This is a genomic window from Pseudoxanthobacter soli DSM 19599, assembly GCF_900148505.1.
GTDB classification, from domain to species: Bacteria; Pseudomonadota; Alphaproteobacteria; order Rhizobiales; family Segnochrobactraceae; genus Pseudoxanthobacter; species Pseudoxanthobacter soli.
In genome coordinates this window covers 213,862-234,154 of the sequence record NZ_FRXO01000005.1, presented here as the reverse complement: position 1 = coordinate 234,154, position 20,293 = coordinate 213,862, and the positions used below count along the sequence as shown (strand labels likewise).

General features: G+C 68.9%; 15 protein-coding genes and 1 tRNA gene. 5 read left to right on the top strand and 11 right to left on the bottom strand.

The features are described from left to right. Window positions 1-197: 197 nt before the first annotated feature. From BUF17_RS13815 to BUF17_RS13800, 4 genes are all read left to right on the top strand, one after another. The gene (locus tag BUF17_RS13815) at window positions 198-1,613 is read left to right on the top strand and encodes a YcjX family GTP-binding protein (RefSeq protein ID WP_073630049.1); all 1,416 of its coding nucleotides are present in this window, start codon (window positions 198-200) and stop codon (window positions 1,611-1,613) included. Next, window positions 1,610-2,725: a YcjF family protein gene (locus BUF17_RS13810; protein ID WP_073629634.1), complete on the top strand. Its 1,116-nt coding sequence runs from the start codon at window positions 1,610-1,612 to the stop codon at window positions 2,723-2,725. Before BUF17_RS13815 ends, BUF17_RS13810 begins: the two co-directional genes overlap by 4 nt. Before the next feature lie 215 nt (window positions 2,726-2,940). Next, window positions 2,941-4,218 (top strand): porin, encoded by a 1,278-nt coding sequence (locus BUF17_RS13805; RefSeq protein ID WP_175563703.1) that lies wholly within the window; start codon window positions 2,941-2,943, stop codon window positions 4,216-4,218. 246 nt (window positions 4,219-4,464) lie between these two features. After that, window positions 4,465-5,832 carry a glutamine synthetase family protein gene (locus BUF17_RS13800; RefSeq protein ID WP_073629630.1) on the top strand — a complete coding sequence of 456 codons (1,368 nt, stop codon included), beginning with the start codon at window positions 4,465-4,467 and terminating at the stop codon, window positions 5,830-5,832. Between the two features lie 199 nt (window positions 5,833-6,031). Here the strand turns inward: BUF17_RS13800 and BUF17_RS13795 are convergent. The 6 genes from BUF17_RS13795 to BUF17_RS13775 form a co-directional block, all read right to left on the bottom strand. After that, window positions 6,032-6,107, bottom strand: a tRNA-Ala gene (locus BUF17_RS13795). A gap of 274 nt (window positions 6,108-6,381) precedes the next feature. Further along, window positions 6,382-7,326, bottom strand: coding sequence for a formyltetrahydrofolate deformylase (gene purU, locus BUF17_RS13790; RefSeq protein WP_084564659.1), 945 nt, complete (start codon window positions 7,324-7,326; stop codon window positions 6,382-6,384). Between the two features lie 67 nt (window positions 7,327-7,393). Further along, on the bottom strand, window positions 7,394-8,677 hold the full coding sequence (locus tag BUF17_RS13785; RefSeq protein WP_073629628.1) for a nucleotide sugar dehydrogenase: 1,284 nt from the start codon (window positions 8,675-8,677) through the stop codon (window positions 7,394-7,396). A gap of 247 nt (window positions 8,678-8,924) precedes the next feature. Next, window positions 8,925-10,193 carry an Hsp70 family protein gene (locus BUF17_RS13780; protein WP_139282547.1) on the bottom strand — a complete coding sequence of 423 codons (1,269 nt, stop codon included), beginning with the start codon at window positions 10,191-10,193 and terminating at the stop codon, window positions 8,925-8,927. Between the two features lie 355 nt (window positions 10,194-10,548). After that, on the bottom strand, window positions 10,549-10,725 hold the full coding sequence (locus BUF17_RS22955) for a hypothetical protein (RefSeq protein WP_175563702.1): 177 nt from the start codon (window positions 10,723-10,725) through the stop codon (window positions 10,549-10,551). 374 nt (window positions 10,726-11,099) lie between these two features. Next, window positions 11,100-11,375: a chorismate mutase gene (locus tag BUF17_RS13775; RefSeq protein ID WP_244530884.1), complete on the bottom strand. Its 276-nt coding sequence runs from the start codon at window positions 11,373-11,375 to the stop codon at window positions 11,100-11,102. Window positions 11,376-11,697: 322 nt separating this feature from the next. Between BUF17_RS13775 and BUF17_RS13770 the strand changes: the two genes are divergently transcribed. Continuing rightward, entirely contained in the window at window positions 11,698-13,530 is a 1,833-nt protein-coding gene (locus tag BUF17_RS13770) for a potassium/proton antiporter (protein WP_073629621.1), read from the top strand. Between the two features lie 33 nt (window positions 13,531-13,563). On the opposite strand, the gene BUF17_RS13765 is transcribed toward BUF17_RS13770, so the two are convergent. Genes BUF17_RS13765 through BUF17_RS13745 form a run of 5 tightly spaced genes read right to left on the bottom strand, consistent with a single transcriptional unit; the run spans window position 13,564 to window position 20,279 of the window. Then, window positions 13,564-15,018 (bottom strand): NAD-dependent succinate-semialdehyde dehydrogenase, encoded by a 1,455-nt coding sequence (locus BUF17_RS13765; RefSeq protein ID WP_073629619.1) that lies wholly within the window; start codon window positions 15,016-15,018, stop codon window positions 13,564-13,566. Between the two features lie 43 nt (window positions 15,019-15,061). Beyond that, entirely contained in the window at window positions 15,062-16,057 is a 996-nt protein-coding gene (locus BUF17_RS13760) for a proline racemase family protein (RefSeq protein ID WP_073629617.1), read from the bottom strand. Window positions 16,058-16,070: 13 nt separating this feature from the next. Next, window positions 16,071-17,768 carry a GMC family oxidoreductase gene (locus tag BUF17_RS13755; RefSeq protein WP_073629615.1) on the bottom strand — a complete coding sequence of 566 codons (1,698 nt, stop codon included), beginning with the start codon at window positions 17,766-17,768 and terminating at the stop codon, window positions 16,071-16,073. A 4-nt stretch (window positions 17,769-17,772) separates the two neighbouring features. After that, entirely contained in the window at window positions 17,773-19,248 is a 1,476-nt protein-coding gene (locus BUF17_RS13750) for an aldehyde dehydrogenase family protein (RefSeq protein WP_073629613.1), read from the bottom strand. 23 nt (window positions 19,249-19,271) lie between these two features. Continuing rightward, window positions 19,272-20,279 (bottom strand): proline racemase family protein, encoded by a 1,008-nt coding sequence (locus BUF17_RS13745; protein ID WP_073629611.1) that lies wholly within the window; start codon window positions 20,277-20,279, stop codon window positions 19,272-19,274. Window positions 20,280-20,293 lie beyond the last annotated feature (14 nt).

The window sequence follows — 20,293 nt, the reverse complement described above, 5'->3', positions numbered from 1 at the left end:
ACTGGCAAAGCGCCGGTGCAGGACCTATGTGGAGGACAGCCCTCCTCCGGCTTCGGGCGCCGTCGCGCGCGATTCGGAAGGCCCCATGCCGTGCCGGCACGACCGGCTGCCAGAACGTCCGTCCTTCAGCGAGCGACCCGCCGTTGCGAACCCCGAGCCTGAGCCTGTCGAACCTCACCGGCGATGCCCGCCTCGCGATGGAGACCCTCGCCGGCCGCGCGCGCGATCTCGCGACGCCCTCGGTCCGGCTCGGCATCACCGGGCTGTCGCGGGCGGGCAAGACGGTGTTCATCACCGCGCTCGTCCACAACCTGCTGCATGGCGGCCGTCTGCCGCTGTTCCAGGCCGCGGCCTCCGGCCGGCTTTCCGGCGTGCGGCTTGATCCCCAGCCTGACGACGCCGTGCCGCGCTTCGACTACGAGGCCCATGTCGATGCGCTCGTCGACCGGCGGCTGTGGCCGGCGTCGACGCGCATGATCGCCGAACTCCGCCTCACGCTCTCCTACGAATCGGCCACGTTCCTCGGCCGCAATTTCGGCCGGGGGCGGCTGCACCTCGATCTCGTCGACTATCCCGGCGAGTGGCTGCTCGACCTCGCCCTGCTCGACCGCGACTATGCGGCGTGGTCGCGGGACGCCGTTTCCCGCCTCACCGCGCAGCCGCTGGCCGAGGCGAGCCAGCGCTTCCTCGACGCCCTGAAGGAACTGCCGCCGTCCGCCGCGGAGAACGAGGCGGAAGCCCGCCGGCTCGCGGAACTCTTCACCGCGCACCTGCGCGCCCGGCGCGCGGACCCGGAAGCGCTCGCCGCCGAGCCGCCGGGCCGCTTCCTGATGCCCGGCGATCTGGAAGGCTCGCCGCTCGTGACCTTCGCGCCGCTGTTCCTCGACGGGGAGCCGGCCCGGGGAAGCCTCGCCGCGATGATGGCGCGGCGTTATGAATCCTATCGCACCCACGTCGTGCGGCCGTTCTTCCGCGATCACTTCTCCCGCCTCGACCGCCAGATCGTGCTGGTCGACGCGCTGGCGGCGCTCGACCGTGGACCGGCGGCGGTCCACGAACTCGAACGGGTGCTGGGCGAGGTGATGGCCGCCTTCCGTCCGGGCAAGCTGTCGTGGCTCGGCAGCCTGATCGACCGGCGGGTGGACCGCATCCTGTTCGCCGCCACCAAGGCCGACCACCTGCACCACCGCGATCACGACCGGCTGGAGGCGATCCTCGCCCGGCTCGTCGCCGGTGCCTCCGCCCGCGCCTCCTTCGCCGGGGCGACGGTGGATGTCGCCGCCATTGCCGCGGTGCGCGCCACCCGGCAGGCGGTGGTGCGGCGGGGCGGCGAGCGGCTTCCCGCCATCATCGGCACGCCGATGCCGGGCGAGCGGATCGACGGCGAGACCTATGACGGCGACACCGAGATAGCGCTGTTTCCCGGCGACCTGCCGGCGGACCCGGCCGCCGTGTTCGAGGCGCCCGCAAGCGTCGCGCCGCCGGGCGACCTGCGGTTCGCCCGCTTCCGCCCGCCCCGCCTGGAACGCACGCCGGACGGGCTCGGGCTGGTGCTGCCTCACATCCGCCTCGACAGGGCGCTCCAGTTCCTGATCGGAGATCGCCTCGCATGACGACCGCAGAGCGCCCTGAGGACCCCGTCCTCCGCCGCAGGCCGATGGCCTTCCGCCTCGACGAGGCCGGCCGGGTGGAATCGGGCAACGGACCGGCCGCCATCGAGCCGGAGCCGGAACCGGAGGACGTGCCGCAAGCCGGGTTGGAAGCCACAGCGACGGGCGTCGCCCCGGTCCGGCGCCGCGGCATCCCGTGGGGCGGGCTTTTAGCGGCAGGCGTCGGCGGCCTCGTCTCGCTCGGCATCGGGCTTTCCATCGACCGGCTGATCGAAGACCTGTTCGCCCGCGCCGAATGGCTCGGCTGGGTCGCCGCCGGTCTCGCCGCCGTGGCGGTGGTGGCGACGGCCGCGATCGTCGGCCGCGAGGTCGTGTCGCTCCTGCGCCTCGGCCGCATCGACCGGCTTCGCCACGACGCGGAGGCCGCCGCCGCCACCGACAGCCGCCCGGCGGCGGAAGCCGTGATCGCCGACCTCACCCGCCTGATGACGGAGCGGCCGGAGACCGCCCGCGGGCGCGCCGCGCTCAAGGGGCATCTCGACGAGGTGATCGACGGCCGCGACCTTCTGGTGCTGGCAGAGCGCGAGATCCTGAGCCCGCTCGACGCCATGGCCCGGACCATGGTGACGGACGCCGCCAAGCGCGTCTCCGTCGTCACCGCGCTGTCACCGCGGGCCTTCGTCGACATCCTGTTCGTGCTGGTTTCCTCCGCCCGGCTGATCGCCCGGCTCGCCCGGCTCTATGGCGGCCGTCCGGGCCTCGTCGGCTTTATCGCACTCGCCCGCCACGTCATCGGCCATCTCGCCGTCACCGGGGGCATCGCGGCGGGGGATTCCATTCTGCACGAGGTGATCGGCAAGAGCCTCGCCACCCGGCTGTCCAGCCGGCTCGGGGAAGGCATCGTCAACGGCCTGATGACCGCCCGCATCGGGCTTGCCGCCATCGATGTCTGCCGGCCGCTGCCGTTCCTGGAAGCCCGCCGGCCGCGGGTGTCGGACGTCATCGGCGAGGTCGCGAAGGTGCTGCCCTCTTCCCGAGAGGGAGAGGCGGACTCCGCTTTCGCCCGCCGCCGGAAGCCCGCCCCGCCCCCGCACGACGACGGCACCGGGGCCTGAGCGGACGGCGCGCCGAAACGTCCGCCGCCGGTGCACGATTGTCACACCACATGCCCAAGCGTGGCCGCTCCGCTTCCGGGCGCCGGGAATGTACAGGCCTTCATTGCCACGTCACGGTGCTTCTGAGAATGTGACCGTGGGGCTGCACGATTTTCGGCAGGTTGGGGATGATCACTGGGGTCTGTTCGCGTGTTCGGCGCCACGTCGGCGCCGCTATGGAATTTCCGTCTGTCACAAGAAACCATCGTGCCGGGGCGATCCTGATCGCAGCGGCGATGCTCTGCCCGCCCGCCGGAACGGCCATCGCCGCCGGCCTGCCGGACGAACCGCCGGCCGCCGAGCCGGTTTCCTTCATGCGGGCCTGCGACGCGCAGGGCAAGGGTTACTTCCTCGTGCCCGGCACCGATACGTGCATGCGCATCGACGGTCTCGTCTATTACGAATTCTGGGTCTACGGCAGCAATCAGGCCTCGGGCCAGCCCGGCTGGTATAGCCCCAGCAAGAACGGCGTCTCGAGCTACACCCGCGGCGACATCAAGTTCCATACCGCGACGCCGACCGAAGAAGGCATGATCACCACCTTCACCGAGCTGCGCATGAGCCTGCAGTCGAACGGCCCGGGGCCGGAGCCGACCCAGCTCACGCTCTATCACGCGGTGATGACGTGGAACGGGATCACCGCCGGGCGGACGCAGTCGATGTTCGACTACTTCACCGGCACGACCTACGCCTCGCTGTACGAGCCCGCGTGGTCGGACACCAAGACCAACATGCTGGCCTACACCTACAGCTTCGGCAACAGCGGCCTCTCGGTGACCGGCTCCGTCGAAGACAACGCCTCGCGCCAGGTGGGCATCATCAACGGTCCGGGCTTCGATGCCGGCACCGCCAACGGCTATGCCGGCGTGCGCGCACCGGATCTGGTCGGGCAGGTGAACCTGTCGCAGAGCTGGGGCGGGTTCCAGTGGTCGATCGCCAGCCACCAGGTGAACTCCTACCAGAACAACGCCGTCGGCTACGACAAGAGCGCGATGGGCTGGGCGACCGCCGGTGGCGTCACGGTGAACCTGCCGTTCCTCGGCGACGGCGATTCGCTCGTCGTCCAGGCCGCCTACGGCTACGGCGCGCTCAACTATGTCGCCACCAACCCCATCGGCGGACCGCTCGTCCGCAGCGGCGCGGATGCGGCCATCGTCGTCAATTCCAACGGCACGAAGCGGCTCGATCTCTCGCGCGCGTGGTCCGTCAGCGGCGGCCTCACCCACAACTGGTCGCCGAAATGGCAGACCAACATCAACGCCTCCTATCTCGACGTGAACCAGCTCGGGCGGTTCTACGACTTCTCGAACATCGACGTTCAGGTCGAGCACGTCTTCATGCCGGTTGCTGATTTCCAGATTGGCGTCGAAGTCGAATACAAGAACATCCAGCCGACTATCGGCTCGACCGGCAACGCGCTTGTGGGACTGCTCCACATCGAGCGCGATTTCTGATCGGACCGGGCGATGCCCGCGCGATCTTCACGAAGACGCGGCCCATGCGGCCGCGTTTTTCTTTTCAGCGGCCGCGCCTGCCGGTCCGCCCGCCCCGCCTGCCGAGATTGCCGCACGGGAGGCGATTCCATCTGCGGGAGAATCCTTTAATCTCCACACCGACGCGCCGGTGACGGGCGCCGGCCAGGCGGAGAGCCGCCGCGCCAGCCGGCCGGCGCGGCTTTCAGCTGGCTTGCGAGTTTTCCCATGAACGACGAAGTCCCCGGTTCCGCCGCCGAATGCGTGGAATGGCTGCGTGCGCGCCGCATCGACGAGGTCGAGTGCATCATCCCGGACATGAACGGCATGATGCGCGGCAAGATCGTGCCGCGCGAGGACTTCATCCGCGCCCTGTCCTCATCCGGCCTGCGGCTGCCCGAACACGTGCTGATCCAGGCCGTGACAGGCGACACCGTGCCCCACACGGCGGTCGCCGCCGAGATCGACCAGGACATCCGCACCGTGCCGGATGTCGGCACCATCCGCATCGTGCCGTGGTATCAGGACCCGACGGCGCAGGTGATCTGCGACTGCGTCTTCAACGACGGCACCGCGGTCGATTACGCGCCCCGCTCCGTGCTCAGGACGGTGATCGACGCCTATGCGGAGCGCGGCCTGAAGCCGATCATCGCACCCGAACTCGAATTCTATCTGGTCGCCCGCTCCACCGATCACGACCTGCCGCTGACGGCGCCGATGGGCTCCTCCGGCCGGCCGGAATCGGGCCGGCAGGCCTACGGCATCGAGGCCGCCAACGAGTTCGATCCGGTGGTGGAGGACATCTATGCCTTCGCCGCCGCCTCGCGCATCGAGATCGGCACCATGGCCCACGAGGCCGGGCCGGCGCAGCTTGAAATGAACTTCCGCCACGGCGACCCGATGGAACTCGCCGACCAGGCGTTCCTGTTCAAGCGCACCGTTCGCCAGGCGGCGGTGCGCCACCAGATGTTCGCCACCTTCATGGCCCAGCCCCACGTCAACGAGCCGGGCTCGGCCATGCACATCCACCAGTCCATCGTCAGCAGCACCGATGGGAAGAACATCTTCGTCCACGCCGACGGCACCGACGCCCCCGCCCTGCTGCACTATATCTCCGGGCTCCAGCGCCACGTGCCGACGACGATGCCGCTGTTCTGCCCGAACGTGAACTCCTACCGGCGCATCCGCCTCGAGTCGGACGCGCCGATCAACGTTCACTGGGGCCGCGACAACCGCACCTGCGGGCTGCGCGTGCCGGATTCGGGGCCGGAGGCCCGCCGGATCGAGAACCGCGTGGTGGGCGCCGATTCCAACCCCTATCTCGCCATCGCCGCCACCCTCGCCTGCGGCCTGCTCGGGCTGGAGGAGGGCATCCGCCCCGAGCCGGTGGTGACCATCGACGCCCACACCCTGCCGTTCTCGCTGCCGCGCCACCTGCACGACGGGCTTCTGATGTTCGCGCGGGCCGACAAGATCCGCCGCATCCTCGGCGACCGCTTCGTCGACGCCTTTGTCGAGGTCAAGAACCTCGAATGGCAGCTCTACAACCGGGTGATTTCGAGCTGGGAACGGGAATATCTGCTTCTGAACGTCTGAGCCGCCTTTGGTCCTGGGACCGCCTCCCGGCTGCGTGATCGGCCGCCGGGAGGCGCCTGGGCCGATCTTTGGATCATCGCGCGGGATCATCGCGCGAACTGATCCGAGACCGTAATGCATCCCGGTAAGACGAGCGGGGCGCCAGAAACGACAAAGCCGCCTTTCGGCGGCTTCGGTTCAGGCCAGATCGAGGAAGAAATGGTGGAGCCAATCGGAATCGAACCGACGACCTCTTGAATGCCATTCAAGCGCTCTCCCAACTGAGCTATGGCCCCACACTGGCCGTCTCCTTGGCTTTCCACCACGTCCGCAAGCCTTCTGAGACCTGCTGCCGTTGCCCGTCCGATCTGCTTTGGGAGACCGTCGCCGCGGAGACGAGGCGGAACTTATGCGCAGACCGTTTGGGAATCAAGAGGGCGAAGCGCGATTTCTGATCTTCGCCGACAAATCGCGATTTTCGTTCGATTCCAGTGGGTTAGGAGATGGGCTCGCAGAGGCCCCGCCTGTGGAGAACGCGGTCTTCCACAGGCGGGTGCCTGTTGCGGGGCTTCAGTCCGCGAACACAACGGTCCGCTTGCCGTTCATCAGCACCCGGTCTTCCAGATGCCACGCGATGGCGCGGGCGAGCACGCGGCGCTCGATGTCGCGGCCCTTGCGCACCAGGTCCTCCGGCGTCGCGTGGTGGGACACGCGCTCGACGTCCTGCTCGATGATCGGCCCTTCGTCGAGGTCCGAGGTGACGTAGTGCGCGGTGGCGCCGATCAGCTTCACGCCGCGCTCGAAGGCCTGGTGATAGGGCTTGGCGCCCTTGAAGCCGGGCAGGAAGGAATGGTGGATGTTGATGCAGCGACCGGCGAGCTTGGCGGCAAGGCCGTCGGACAGCACCTGCATGTAGCGCGCGAGCACGACGAGTTCGGCCCGGCTCTCCTGCACGATCTGCCAGATGCGGGCTTCCTGCTCCATCTTGGTCTGCCGCGTCACCGGCAGGTGGTGGAACGGGATGCCGTCGAGATCGAGATGGGCATAGGTCTCGCGCGAATGGTTGGAGACGATGCCGGCGATATCCATCGGGATCTCGCCGATGCGCCAGCGGTAGACGAGATCCGCGAGGCAGTGGTCGGACTTCGAGGCGAGCAGCAGCACCCGGCGCCGCTCGAACCGCGACCGCAGCGACCATTCCATGGCGAAGCGCCCGGCGAGCGCGGCGAAGCCCTCCTTCAGCGCGTCGAGCGCGACGCCCTCGCCCACTGGATTGACCACGACCCGCATGAAGAACCGGCCGGTCTCGCGGTCGTCGTACTGGTTGGCGTCGAGGATGTTGCAGCGGCTCTCGAACAGATAGGTCGAAACCGCCGCCACGATGCCCGGGCGGTTGGCGCAGGACAGCGTCAGGATGTATTGCGCCTCCGGCGCGGACCCGCGGTCCGGCGGCGGCAGATCGGCCCCGACGGGCGCCACGGACTGCTCCGGCCGGTCCTCAACTCTGGTCGTCATGATCGTCTTCGAACCTCAGCACTCGTCCGCCGCGCGGCCTGTCGCCGCCGCGGCACATCGGGGTCAGCTATAGCCGAATCACGTCGCCGTGGCCGCGCCCGACGACATATTTCACGTCGAAGATCACGCGGTCGGGCCGCGTGAGCGCGGCGATGCCCTCGTAACCCATCTCGCGGAACGCCTCGTGGGCGACCGCGACCACCACGGCGTCGTAATGGCCCGGCGCGGGCGCGTCGATCGGCGTCACGCCATATTCGTGGGCCGCCGCGGCCGGGTCCGCCCAGGGATCGTGAACGTCCACGGCGGCGCCGAAGGCCTCGAGTTCGCGGATGATGTCGATCACCCGGCTGTTGCGCAGGTCCGGGCAGTTTTCCTTGAACGTCAGCCCCAACACCAGGATGCGCGCGCCCGCCACCTGGATGCGCCGGCGCAGCATCGCCTTGACGAGTTCGCCCGCCACATAGGCGCCCATGCCGTCGTTGATGCGCCGCCCGGCGAGGATGATCTCCGGATGATAGCCGACCGACTGCGCCTTGTGGGTCAGGTAATAGGGATCGACCCCGATGCAGTGGCCGCCGACGAGGCCCGGCCTGAACGGCAGAAAGTTCCACTTCGTGCCCGCCGCCTTCAGCACGTCCTCGGTATCGATGCCGAGATGGCTGAAGATGATCGCGAGTTCGTTGACGAGGGCGATGTTGAGATCGCGCTGGGTGTTCTCGATCACCTTGGCCGCCTCGGCGACGCGGATCGAGGGCGCGCGGTGGGTGCCCGCCGGCACCACGGAGCCATAGAGCGCATCGACGAAGGCCGCGGCCTCGGGTGTCGAGCCGGAGGTGACCTTGATCACCGTCTCCAGCCGGCGCGCGCGGTCGCCGGGATTGATGCGCTCGGGACTGTAGCCGGCAAAGAAATCGCGGTTGAAGACGAGACCCGAGACGCGCTCGATCACGGGCACGCAGTCCTCTTCGGTGGCGCCGGGATAGACGGTCGATTCGAACACCACCACCGCACCCGGCCGGATGACGCGGCCGACCGTCTCGCTCGCCGCGATCAGGAACGACAGGTCGGGCCGCTTGTGGCGGTCGACCGGCGTCGGCACGGTGACGATGAAGACGTCGCAGCCGGCGAGATCGGCCGGATCGGCGGTGAGAACGAGCCTGTCGGCGGCGGCGAGCGTGGCCGCGTCCACCTCCAGCGTGCGGTCGCGACCCGCCGCGAGTTCGCCGACCCGGGCCGCATCGCGGTCGAACCCGACCGTTTCATAGCGGCGGCCGAACGCCACGGCGAGCGGCAGGCCGACATAGCCGAGGCCGATGAGGCCGACGCGGGTGGCGGGCGTGAGGTCGAGCATCGCGGTTCCGGTCTCCGTCAGGCCCCTCGCCGTTTCGGTCGGCGCGGCCTCGAAGCGAATGCTCTAGAGCGCTTTCCGATCTGATGGAATCATCAGATCGACAAGAAATCGCTCCAGAGCAAAAGCTTGAGCATATTGCACCCGGACCGAAGCGCCGCGAACGGGAGGAGGCTGCTCAACCGTCCGCGAACGGGGCTTTGTCCTGCCGTTCGGCGCGACGGACGCCGCTTTCCGACTCGGCCGCCCGTCAGCCGAAGCGCCGCGCCGCGTCGATGGCGAGCCCGAGCCCGACCGCGCCGAAGCGGTCGCCGTCGACGGCGCGCGCCGCGGGCAGTTCCGCCAGGATCGCCCGGCGCACATGGGGCAGCCCGGTGGAGCCGCCGGTCAGGAAGACCGCATCCACGTCGCCAGCCGAACAGCCGGCGGCGGCGAGGCAGTCGCGGATGCGCGAGGCGATGCCCTCCGCGAGCACCTCGGTCGCCTCCTCGAACACGTCGCGCCCGACGGTGGTTTCAAGCCCGCGTTCGATCAGGCCGAGCGGGATGGTCGCGGTCGTGGCGGCGGACAGCGCGATCTTGGCGTGTTCCACCACCATCAGGAGCCCGTGGCCGGCATGTTCCGTGAGGACGTGGCTCAGCCGGTCGATCAGTTCCGGCTGCATCGCCTGCCGGCGCACCTCGACGAGTTCGCGCAGGACGTGGGAGCTGTAGAGGAAGTTGATCCGCGACCACGTCGAGAGATCGAAATAATACCAGCTCGGCACGTCGAGCCCGGCCTTCTTCAGGCGCGAGCGATAGCCGAGGAACGGCATCACCGCCGCCATGGAAAGCTTGTGGTCGAAATCGGTGCCGCCGATGCGCACGCCTTCGTTCGCCAGCACGTCCGCCGCGCGGTCCTCCCGCCCGGCCCTCCCCGGACCGAGGCGGATCAGCGTGAAGTCGGAGGTGCCGCCGCCGATATCGGCGACGAGCGCGAGTTCCTCGCCGGAAAGCGCGCGTTCATATTCCAGCGCCGCCGCTACCGGTTCGAACTGGAAGGCGATGTCGCGGAAGCCGACCGAACGGGCGATGTCGCCGAGCGCGGCCTCGGCACGGCGGTTGCCGTCGGCGTCGTCGGTGACGAACTGCACCGGCCGCCCCAGCACCACGCGGTCGAGAGGACGGTCGAAATCGGCCTCGGCCCGGCGCCGGGTTTCGGCGAGGAACGAGGCGATCACCTCGCGGAAGCCGACGCGGTTGCGGCCGACCTGGGTGGTCTCGTCGATGAGGGCGGTGCCAAGCACGGACTTCAGCGCCCGCATCAGGCGGCCGTCGATGCCCTCGAGATAGGCCTCCATCGCCGCCCGGCCGATGCGGGGGCCGGTCTCGTTCGCGCGCACGCCGTCGGCGAGGCCGAAGAAGGCGGCACTCGGCAGGGTGACGTGATCGCCCTCAAGCGCAGCGAGGCGCGGCAAGCCGCTCTCGACCACCCCGAGCGTGGTGTTCGAGGTGCCGAAATCCAGTCCGCAATGCATGATGCCGTCTCGTCCGTCGGCCGCACCCCGCCGCTTTGCGGCCGGCGGGCACGACGAAGGGAGCCCGGCGGGGCGCACGGGATAGCAGCGCCACCCCTGCGACGGCAAGCCCCAAAGCCGCCCCTGCGCCGCGCGTCGGCAAGGTGCACGACGGCAAGGCGCGCGAAACGACAAGACGCGCGAAACGACAATGTGCGCGAAACGACAGGACACGACCGACGCCGAACCGGCGCGGCCGACGTCACCCGCCGACGCTCAGGCCGGTCGGACGTCGACACGCCCGGACGGAACCGGCCGACGCCGGCAGCCATTCAGGCGAGACAATCCGCCGCCGAACGATCCGATGGCCAAAGCCGCGTCAGCGGCCGGCCTGTTCCTCGATGAGGGTTTCGGTCGCGACGATCGCCTGCTCGAGTTCGGCGATCTTCCGGATCACGCTGTCCGACGGCATCATCTTCGCCCGTGCAGCCGAGAGGATCAGCTCCTTTTGAGCGTCCTTCAAACGTGCGGACAGTTCAACGAGTTCTTTATTCATCGAGTTTTCTTCAGACCGGGGGCTTGAGGTCGAATTTCTGGATTTGCGGGGGAGGGCAACATCATGTCTTCGAAACCGGCTCTTCGGAAGCTGCTCAACCGGAAACCCGGCGGTCTTCCAAAAATCTCTCGAAGCTAAATGCACACCTCAAATTGCTATGCCGCGTTAAGTTCGCGTCTCTTCAGGAGTTGATCACCCCGTCGCGAAGTGCAGAACACCGCCGGAGCAATGGAAACGGGGAAGCGACATTTCCGTGCGCTTCACCCTGCTCTGAATTCAGGCTGACTGCAAGCCTTTTAGGCCACCCTCGATTCCAGATCGAGGCGCACTAGACGTGCGGCAGCGAAAACAACACCGCAGACATACCGCCAGCCTCAACTGTCCTTGCGGCGATCGAAGGCATTGAATTCGTGCTCGATCGACTTTGCGATCAACAGTCTCCACACCGGCTCGGCAATATCCGCGGAAAGGCCCCGCTCGGCGGCGGTTGCCAGCACCTTGGCAACGACATCCTCTATGCGGGCATCATCGTGAACTTCATCGCGATTGGCCTTGATACGCGCGGCCTGCTCGATATAGCCCTGCCGTTCGGCCATCAGATCGACGAGCGCACGGTCGATACGATCGATTTCCCGGCGAACGTCTGCCATCGTCCGGCACTCTACCATATTCCGCCCTCGCTCCTGTCTGGTCGCCGCATCGCTGCCGCGACGTTGTACTGCCAGCCCGCCGATATCGCGAGCCCTTCACGCAACTTCCCGTCCCGGCCTGCTCCGGGCGGGGACGCCGCAGCCGTTCGGCAACACCCCCGGTCATAACGTTCCGGCGACCTCGCAACGGTTTCGCGAGCGCGAATCGGCCGTTATCGTCGGCACCGTCTTCGGAGTGCTTTCCGGTCGGCTCGCGACGATCCGACCGGACTATCCTCGCGGCGACGGCATCTCCAGACACGGCATCGTTACAGACGGATCCATGGCAAGCATCGGCTTCATCAACACCATCCTGATGCTTGCGGCGCTGGTGGTGGCGGTCGGCATTCTCTCAAGCCTTATTGCGACCCGCTTCGGCGCGCCCCTGATCCTCGTCTTCCTGGCGATCGGAATGCTGGTGGGCGAGGATGGGCCGGGCGGGATCCATTTCTCGGACTATCGCCTGACCTACCTGATCGGTTCCACGGCGCTCGCCGTGATCCTGTTCGACGGCGGGCTGCAGACCAGGATGCGGGCGGCACGCGGCGCCTTCTCGCCGGCCCTGCTGCTGTCGACCGTCGGCGTTCTCGTCACCACCGGGCTGACGGGCGCGGTCGCCCATCTGCTGCTGCCGCTGAGCTGGACGGAAGGGTTCCTGCTCGGGGCCGCGGTCGCCTCGACGGACGCAGCGGCGGTGTTCTTCCTGCTGCGTGCCGGCGGGCTGCAACTGCGCCGGCGGATCGGCGCGACGCTCGAGATCGAATCGGGCACCAACGACCCCGTCGCCGTCTTCCTCGTCATGGTGCTGCTCGAACTGGTAATGGCCCGTCACGAGGGCTGGGACTGGGTGATCGCGACCAACCTCGCCCGGCAGCTGGTGCTGGGCGCCGGGCTCGGCGTGGCCGGCGGGTTCGGCATCGTCTGGTGCCTGAACCGGCTCAGCCTGCCCGCGGGTCTCAACGGGCCGTTCGTGGCCACGGTGGCGGTGCTGATCTATGCCCTGACCGCGGCCGCCGACGGCAGCGGCTTCCTGGCCGTCTATCTCGCCGGTCTCGTCACCGGCAACCGGCCGGTGCGCGGCCTGCCCAACACCCAGGGCTTTCTGTCGGCCGCCACCTGGCTCTGCCAGATCGGCATGTTCCTGGTGCTGGGCCTCCTGATCACGCCGTCGGCCCTGATCGACGTCGCCATCCCCGGCATCGTGATCTCGGCCTTCCTCATCATCGTCGGCCGGCCGCTGGCGGTGTGGCTCTGCCTGACCCCGTTCGGCTTCACCCGGCGCGAGAAGGGCTTCATCTCGTGGGTGGGCCTGCGCGGTGCGGTCAGCATCTTCCTCGCCACCATTCCCATGCTGGTCGGCGCGCCCCACGCCCAGATCTATTTCAACATCGCGTTCTTCGTGGTGCTCGTCTCGCTGCTGGTGCAGGGCTGGACCATCACCGCCGCCGCGCGCCGGTTCGACATCGCGCTTGCCCGCACCGTCCGCCCGGTGACGCGCACCGAGCTCGACCTTCCCGGCCAGATCGAGCGCGAAATGGTGGGCTATCCGCTGCTGGCCGACAGCCCGGCGGCCGCGGGCGACACGGTGCTGCCCGGCTGGGCCGTGCCGGTGCTGGTGGTGCGCGGCGCCGAGGTGCTGAACCCGCTCGACGCCGGGCGGCTGGTGCCGGGCGACTACGCCTATCTCGTGGTGCCGACCCAGCGCGTGCCCGAACTCGACCGGCTGTTCCGGCCGTTCGGCGAGACCTCGTTCCGCGAGGCCGCCTCGGTCGGCGAGTTCCGCTTCAACGGCACTGCCGTGCTCGGCCTGCTGGCGGAACTCTACGGGCTGCCGATCTCCGGCGAGCAGATGAACATGACGGTTGCGGAACTGTTCGCCGCGCGGTTCGACGACGAGCCGGAGGAGAACGACGCCATCTCGTTCGGCGAGGCGACCATGATCGCCCGCAAGGTGACGAACGGAAAGGTGGCGGTCGCCGGCCTGCGCCTGCCGCCGGAGGAATCCGCCCCGGTGCTGCCGCGCACCCTCTGGCATGCGGCAGCCACCCGCGCCGGCCTCGACCGCCTGCCCCGCCACATCGCCTCCGCCGCCCGAAGGCTGCGCCCCCGGCGCTGAACGGGGGCGCGCCTCCGGGACCGCGTCAGAGCGTCAGAGCGCGGCGAGTTCGGTGACGAACTTGGTGCGCAGGAAGGCGTCGAGCCCTTCGATGCCGCTTTCGGAGCCGTAGCCGGATTCGTTCACGCCGCCGAACGGCGTTTCCGGCGTCGACACCGCCATGTGGTTGACGCCGACGAGGCCGGCGTCGAGCGCTTCCTCGGTGCGGGCCGCCAACCCCCCGGAGCGGGTGAAGACGAAGGAGGCGAGGCCGTAGGGCAGCGCATTCGCCCGCTCGATCACCTCATCGAAGCCGGAGAAGGACGTGATCGGCGCGATCGGACCGAACGGCTCGCGCGACATGATCGCGGCATCCGCCGGGACGTCGGCGAGCACGGTCGGCGCAAAGAAGTGGCCCTGGTTGCCGATGCGGCGGCCGCCGAGCTTCAGGCTGGCACCCTTGGCGACGGCATCGTTCACCAGTTCCTCCATCGCCGCGAGCCGGCGGCGGGCGATCATCGGCCCCATCTGGGTGTCGGCGTCGAGGCCGTTGCCGACCTTCAGCGCGGAGGCGAGCCCGACGAAACGCTCGATGAACGGCTCGTAGAGCGATTCATGGATGAAGAAGCGCGTCGGCGAGGTGCAGACCTGACCGGCATTGCGGAACTTGAAGGCGGCCAGCGTGCGCGCGGCAAGGTCGAGATCCGCGTCGCCGTGGACGATCACCGGCGCGTGGCCGCCGAGTTCCATGGTGCAGCGCTTCAGCGTCTCGGCGGAGAGGCGGGCGAGCTGCTTGCCGACCGCGGTCGAGCCGGTCAGCGTCACCGCCTTCGGGATCGGCGAGGCCAGCAGCACCTCGCTGACATGCGACGGCTCGCCGAAGACGACGTTGAGCACGCCCGCCGGCAGCCCGGCCTCCTGGAAGCAGCGCGCGATCGCGACCGCCGTGCCCGGCGTCTCTTCCGCCGGCTTGATGATGATCGAGCACCCGGCGCCGAGCGCGCCGGCGATCTTGCGGATGACGTTGGAGGACGGGAAGTTCCACGCCGCGAACGCGACGACCGGACCGACCGGCTCCTTCAGCACCATCTGGCGCACGTTCGCGGCGCGGGCCGGCACGATGCGGCCATAGGCGCGTTTGCCTTCCTCGGCGTACCAGCGCGTGGCGTCGGCGGCGAACTGCACCTCGGGCACGGCCTCGCCGAGCGGCTTGCCGTTCTCCATGGTCAGGAGACGCCCGATCCGCTCCTTGCGCGCCTCGATGAGGTCGGCGGCCTTCATCATCAGCGTGTAGCGCGCCTGCGCGGTCATCGCCTTCCAGACCCGGAAGCCGCGCTGCGCGGCATCGAGAGCGCGGGCGAGATCGGCGTCGGAGGCATGAGGCACGGTGCCGAGCGCGGCGCCGGTGGCCGGGTTCTCAAGCACCTCGCTCTTGCCGTCGGAGCCCTGGCACCAGGTGCCGTCGATCAGAAGCTCGATGGTTTCATCATAGTCGGGAAGGTTGGTCATGGTCGTCTCCAGGATCCGGGAATGAGGCGGATCGCCTGTTGGCTCAGCGGCAGAGGAAGCCGTCCGGCAGGGGATCGCCGTCGGAAAGCACGAAGCGGTGTTCGCCGGTGATGTGGGCAAGCCCGACGATGTGCGGCTCGATGGCGTCGGTGCGCCCCTCGATCGCCTTGGCCGTGGCGGTGAAATCGACGTCGAGGATGTTGCGGGTGCGGATCGGCTGGCCGAGGCCGATCTCGCCGCGCGCCACCATCTGCGCGAGGCGCGCGGAAGAGCCGGTGCCGCAGGGCGAGCGGTCGAACTTGTTCGATTCCAGCACCACGAGCTGGCGGCTGATCACGCCGCCGGCATCGGCCCGTCTGTCGTAGAATAGGATGGAATCGACCGGCCGGCCGACGCCCGGCACCTCGCCGGCGGCGATCATCGCGTTGAGCCGGGCCTTGAGCGCGGAGCCCGTGGCCATGGCGTGAGAAACGCCGGCGGGGGTAAGCTCCACCCCGGCCGATCGGGCTTCGACGAGCCCGTACCAGTTGCCACCCCAGACGACGTCGGCCGAAACGCTCACCCCGACGGCCTCGACGGTTACGCCGCTAGAGGCGACATGGGCTGGCACGTTCTCGAAGGTGACGGCGGCCACGGCACCGCCGGCACGGCGAACGTGCACCGTGATGATCCCGGCCGGAACCTCCAGCGTGAACGCGCTCTCCGGCACGTCGGAGGGGCCGATCAGGCCCATGTGGTCGAGCGTGACGGCGAGCCCGATGGTCGCGTGCCCGCACATCTCCAGATATTTGTAGCTGCCGAGAAAGAAGGCGCCGAAATCGGCGCGCCGGCTTTCGGTCATCACCACGCCCACCATCGCCGCATGGCCGCGCGGCTCGTGCAGCAGGAACGTGCGCAGGGCATCGAAGCGGGCGCGGAAATCGTCGCAACGGTCGGCGACCGTGTCGCCGTGGAGCGGCGGCACGCCCCCGGTGACCACCCGCGTCGGGTGGCCCGCCGTGTGGCTGTCGATGGTCGAGATCCAGCGGCGGATCGCCATGGCGTGGTCTCTCCTACCGGCCGGACTTGATGGCGTCGGCGATCTTCTCGCCCGCCATGACGGTCGTCAGCATGGTGTTGGCGCTGATCACCGCCGGCATGATCGAGGCGTCGACCACGCGCAGCCCCTCGACCCCGATCACCCGGGCCTCGCTGTCGACGACCGCGCGGGGATCGTCGGGCCGGCCGATCCGGCAGGTGCCGGAGGCGTGCCAGCTGCCGCAGGCGTTCTCCATAATCCAGTCGCGCAGCGCCTGCGGCGAGCCCATCATGTCCCGCGCCTTCAGGCCCGGCGTGATGACGTTCTCAATCATCAGCTTCCGGGAGAGCGAACCGGTGCCCATGATTCCCGCGGCCACAAGCGTCATGAACCAGTTGGTGCGGCTCACCGCGCCGAGCTTGCGCACGCGCTCGGAGAACGTCGCCGGGAAGATGCTCTCGATCACCCCGTTCATCGCCGGATCGTTGACGATGCCCCACAGCCGGTGCATCCCGTCCTCCAGCCGCTTGAGGTCGCGCTCGTCGGAAAGCTGGCGGAAATTGATGAAGGGCGCGGTGTCGGTGTCGCGGCCCTGCAGGCGCACCTCGCCGGTGGAATAGGGCCGGTTCACGCAGACGAGGATGGAGGCGAGACGGCGGCCGAGCGGGTGCCAGGCGGCGCGGTTCGACGGCAGCACGAACATGTCGCCCGGCGTCGTGTCCGGCAGGCCGGAGGAATAGCGGTAACCGAGCTGGATGTGGCGGCGCTGGGTCGACGGCAGCCGGGCGGATTTCGGCAGATAGGCCGCGAAGGCCACCATCGGGTGGTCCTGCAGGTTCTGCCCGACGCCGGGCCGGTCCGCCCGCACCGCGATACCGTGGGTCTTCAGGTGCGCCGCCGGGCCGATGCCAGCGCGCATCAGGTGGGCCGGGGTCTGCAGCGCGCCGGTGGAGAGGATCACCTCCCGCGCCTTCAGTGTGACGGGTCCCTGTGGCCCGACTGCCTTGAGGCCGGTGACGCGGCTGCCCTCGAACACGAGTTCCTTCAGCTCGGTCTCGGCGAGAATGGTGAGATTGGGCCGCGCCCTGACCTCGCGGGTCAGATAGGCGCGCGCCGTCGAGACCCGCTCGCCGCCGACATTGTTGATGGTCATCGGGAAATAGCCGTCGTCGAAGACGCCGTTGTGATCGCCGATATTGCGGACGCCCTTTTTGTCGAGAACCCGCGCGACCGTCTTCGCGAACGGCGACCAGTCCTTTTCGGGGATGCGGCGCAGCGGCATCGGGCCATGACTGCCGTGGAGCTGGCTGTCGCCGAAATCGAGGTCCGTTTCCAGCTTGCGGAAATAGGGCAGGACGTCGTTCCAGCCCCAGCCCTCGGCGCCGTCCTCGCGCCAGTGATCGTAGTCCCACGGCACGCCGCGGAAGGCGAACTGGCCGTTGATCGAGGTGCCCCCGCCCATGACGCGCGCCTGCTCGTAGCGCCGTCCCGGCGCGCCGGGCTTCGGATCCGTGAGGTGAACCGTCAGGTTCTGCCAGTGATAGAGCCGGTTGAAATAGGCGACGATCGGATAGGCATCGAGCGTGTCGGCCGGCTCGGCGCCGGGCGGCGTATCGCGTCCGGCCTCGACGAGCGCGACCTTCAGGGTCGACATCTCCGAGAGCCGGCTCGCCAGCACGGCGCCCGCCGCGCCGCCGCCGACGACGATATAGTCATACGCGTGTTCGGACATGATCTCAGCCGTGGTTGAGCCAGACGGTTTTGAAGCGCAGGAAGCCCTCAAGCCCCGCACGCCCCATCTCCTTGCCGAAGCCGGAGCCGGCGAAGCCGCCCTGCGGGGTGGCGAAATCGGGCTGGCGGCCGTGGCCGTTGACCCACACCGTGCCGGCATTGAGGCGCGCGGGAAGCGCGAGCGCCTTGGCGGCGCTGGTGGTGTAGAGGCTGGCGGCGAGCGCGTAGCGCGGATGGTTCGCCATCGCGAGCGCCTCGTCCTCGTCGTCGTAGCCGTAGACCGACAGCACGGGCCCGAAGAATTCCTCGCGGAAGCCGACCGACGTGTCGGGCACGCCGGAGAGCACCGTCGGCTCGACATAGGCGCCCGCATTCATGTTGCTGCAGCGCCGGCCGCCGGTGATGACGGTGGCGCCGTCGGCCACCGTCTCGGCGATCATGCGGTCGATGCGGGCCGCCTGCTTCTCGCTGATGATCGGCGGAAGGGTCGCGCGGGTGTCCCATGTCGGGCCGGCCACGCGCGCCTCCGCGAGCGCCACGATCCGCTCGGTGAGTTCGCCGAGAAGACGGCGCGGCGCGATCAGCCGCGAGCCGGCGGTGCAGACCTGACCGGCATTGGCGAGGAAGCCGCCGGCGATGGTGGCGGCGAGCGCCTCCAGATCGTGGGCGTCGTCCATGACGAGCTGGGGGGTTTTGCCGCCGAGTTCCAGGGTCAGCGGCTTGGTTCCGGTCATCGCCGCATCCGCCATCACCCGCGCGCCGGTCGCCGACGAGCCGGTGAAGGTGATCTTGCCCGTCAGGGGATGGCGCACCAGCGCGGAACCGGTGGCGCCGGCGCCCTGGACGACATTGAACAGGCCCGCCGGCAGTCCCGCCTCGATCGCGAGTTCGGCGATCATCACGGCCGAGGACGGGGTCAGTTCCGACGGTTTCAGCACCACCGCGTTGCCGGTCGCCAGCGCAGGCGCCGACTTCCAGATCGCGTTGATCGCCGGAAAGTTGAACGGCGCGATGGAGGCGATGACGCCGTAGGGCTCCGGCTTCAGCAGGGTCGTGCCGCTGTTCGCCCCGGCGATCAGCGCGCCTTCGACCTTGTCGGCCCATTCGGCGAAATAGCGCACGGCGCCCGCGGCCCGGACGAGATCGCGGGTGATGACGTCGGCCACCGGCCGGGTCGTCGTCGCCGCTTCGAGCCGTCCGAGTTCGGTGCGCCGCGCGTCGATCAGGTCGGCCCACGCCTTCAGAACCCGCGCCCGCTCCAGCGGCGTGGCGGTGGCCCAGCCGGAGGTGACGCGCACCTCGGCGGCGTTCTGCATCGCCTCGTCCACCAGCGCCTCGTCGGCCGCGCGGATGGTGCCGATCGCGGCGCCATCCGAGGGACGAACCAGCGCGATTTCCGCGCCGTCGCCGGCAACGCGCCGCCCTCCGATCAGGTGATCGGTGATGGCGGCGACGTCATTCGGGTCGAAATCGTGGGACATGTGCCTCTCCTGAACCCGCTGCCTCAGACGCCCGTGAGACGGAAGCCCTGCTGGAACGGGTCGTTGGGATCGAGGAAAAAGTTGAAGCTGCCGGTGAGATAGGCCGAGCCGGTCACGGTGCAGCGGATCGCCGGCAGGTCGCCCACGGTGTCCTCGCCATGGATCTGGCCGGTGAAGACGGTGTCGAGAATGCCGGCGTGGCGGAAGCTGTCGCCCACCTTCAGCTCGCCCTTGCCGTGCAGCATCGCCATGCGCGAGGCGGTGCCGGTGCCGCAGGGCGAGCGGTCGATCACGGTCGGCGGGCAGACGACCACGTTCTTGCCGTCGAAGCGCACGCCGTCGCCCTCGCCCACGATCTCGATCTGGTAGATCTCGTTCACATGGGCGAGCGTCGGGTGCTGGACGGGGATGTCCTTCAGGCCGGCGCGGAGCTCGGCCGCCGCGCTCACCAGCGCCCAGGCATTGTCGGTCGTCAGTTCGAGGCCGAGATCGGACGCCTTGACGATGAGGTAGAAGTCGCCGCCGAAGGCGATGTCGGCCCGGACGGAACCGAAGCTCTTCGTCGCCACCATCACGTCGCGCCGGTAGAGGAAGCTCAGCGGCATCTCGAGCGTGACGGAGACGGCGCGGCCGTTCTCCACCTTCACCCGCGCCGGCACCACGCCGGCCGGTGTGTCGAGCCGCACCAGCGTCTCGCCTTCCTGCGCGGTGATGTAGCCGGCCTCGACCGCGATGGTCGCGACCGCCATGGCGCAGTGGCCGCACATCGGCGGATAGGTGTCCGGCTCCAGGATGAGCATGCCGATGTCGGCATCCGGCGAGCAGGCTTCTGTGAGCACGGCGGCCGGCATGTTGAACGAGCCGCGCGGCTCGAACAGGACGAGCTGGCGCAGCCAGTCACGGCTCATCAGGTCGGCCCGCTTCTCCACCATGGTGGCGCCGCGGATCGGCCCGAAGCCGGAGGTGATGAGGCGAAGCGGGCAGCCGGCCGTGTGGGAATCGATGCCCTGAATGATGCGGGTCGAGCGCATGATCTCTGTATCCG